This window comes from Streptomyces sp. NPDC059900, from assembly GCF_050270335.1.
Lineage (GTDB): Bacteria > Actinomycetota > Actinomycetes > Streptomycetales > Streptomycetaceae > Streptomyces.
Window position 1 is genome coordinate 1 of sequence record NZ_JBNNJZ010001002.1, and the last position, 1,762, is coordinate 1,762.

Genomic DNA, 1,762 nt, shown 5'->3' on the forward strand with positions numbered 1-1,762 from the left:
CGGGAGCGGTCATACGACATGGGCCTCGGGCCGGGTCGCGGCCCCGGTCAGGAAGCGATCGGCGCTCAGCGGCGCGATGTCGACGCACGGCTCGCGCTCCAGATGCAGGTCGCGCACGATCTCGCCGACGGCGGGTGCCTGGAGGAAGCCGTGGCCCGAGAACCCGGTGGCGTACAGGAAGTTGGGCAGCTCGCCGCAGCGGCCGATCAGCGCGTTGTGGTCGGGGGTGACCTCGTACAGGCCCGCCCAGCCGCCGGCGGTCGGCATCCGGGCCAGGGCGGGGGCGCGACGGCGTACGACGTCGCGGAACAGGTCGAGCCACTCGGGTGTCCATGTGGTGTCGAAGCCCTCGGGCTGGTCCGGGTCGGCGAGGCCGAAGAGCAGTCCGTCGTCACTGTTGTGGAAGTACGCCGACGAGGTGAAGTCGATGGTGAAGGGGATGTGCGGAGCGGGCGGCGAAAGCCGTTCGGTGAAGGCCAGTTGGCGGCGCACCGGCCGTACGGGCAGGCTGACGCCGGCCATGGCGCCGATCCGGGCCGACCAGGCGCCCGCCGCGCAGATCACGGTGGAGCAGGCGACGGTGCCGCGGTCGGTGTGCACGGCGCTGACCCGGTCGCCGGCGGTGTCCATGCCGGTGACGCGGGTGCGGGTGGCGAAGCGGGCACCCGCGCGTTCAGCCGCCGCCGCGTACCCGTGCACGACCAGGCCGGGGCGGGCGTGCCCGTCGGCCGGGGAGTGGACGGCGGCCACCAGGCCCTCGGTGCTCAGATACGGGCACAGCCGCCGGGCCCCGGCGGCGTCGATCATGCGGCTCGGCACGCCCAGGCTGTTCTGCAGCCGGACACTGCGGGCGAATTCCGCTTCCTGGCGTTCTTCGGTGAGCAGGAAGAGATAGCCCACGGTCTCCAGACGGATGTCGGCGCCGGGCCGGTGCGGGAAGTCGCGGAAGGCGCGCAGGCTGCGGTTGCCGAGTTCGATGTTCAGCGGGTCGGAGAAGTGGGCGCGCACGCCGCCGATCGGTTTGCCGGAGCTGCCGCAGGCGAGCTCGCCGCGTTCGACGACGACGATGTCCCCTACTCCCGCCTCGGCGAGGTGGAAGGCGATGGAGGCGCCCATCACGCCCCCGCCGACGATCACGACGTCGGCGGTCGGCGGGAGCGCGGCGAAGGCGGGGGTGCTGGACGGACGCGGTGCGCGGGTCAAGGGGGCCGCTCCCTTCCGGAGGCCGGCGCCCGTGGACGGACGAGCCTGCGACGCGTCGGTGCACGGGCGCGGCACGGGCCGTCGGCAACGGGACGCCGATCAGCTGGCTGCCCGTCATCGTGACGCACCCCGACCGCAGGATCCAGGGGGCGATCGCGCCTCCTGTCACCCCTGGCGCAAGGTCAGGACCAGGTCGCGGGGCAGGCCGTGGGTGTCGTGGAGATAGTGAAAGTCCTCCTCGTCCAGCGGGCCCCGGAATCGGGGCTGGGCCAGTACCCGCCGGCCCCGCTCCAGAAGCAGCCTGAACCGCCGCTCCTCCTCCAGCAGGACCCGGCGTACCTCGTCCGGATCCGTGTCCTGGCGGAAATGGCCCCGCGTGTGCCGCACCAACTCGACGGGCAGGTCGGCCAGTTCGCGGGTGGGGTCGTTGCGCCACAGCACGGTGAGCAGCCGCCGTACGAGCCGGCGCAGCACATAGCCGCGGCCGGTGTTGGCCGGGCGCACCCCGTCGCCGATCACCACCATGGCCGAGCGGAGGTGGTCGCAGACCAGGCGCAGC

Annotated in this window: 2 protein-coding genes; both read right to left on the reverse strand. The window is 73.2% G+C overall.

Annotation, left to right across the window (positions count from 1 at the left end):
* Nucleotides 1–9: 9 nt before the first annotated feature.
* The gene (locus ACQKIP_RS46635) at nt 10–1,203 is read right to left on the reverse strand and encodes an NAD(P)/FAD-dependent oxidoreductase (protein WP_365854175.1); all 1,194 of its coding nucleotides are present in this window, start codon (nt 1,201–1,203) and stop codon (nt 10–12) included.
* Between the two features lie 165 nt (nt 1,204–1,368).
* Nucleotides 1,369–1,762 (reverse strand): alanine--tRNA ligase-related protein (locus tag ACQKIP_RS46640; RefSeq protein WP_427745782.1); only part of this gene is annotated, 394 nt, incomplete at its 5' end.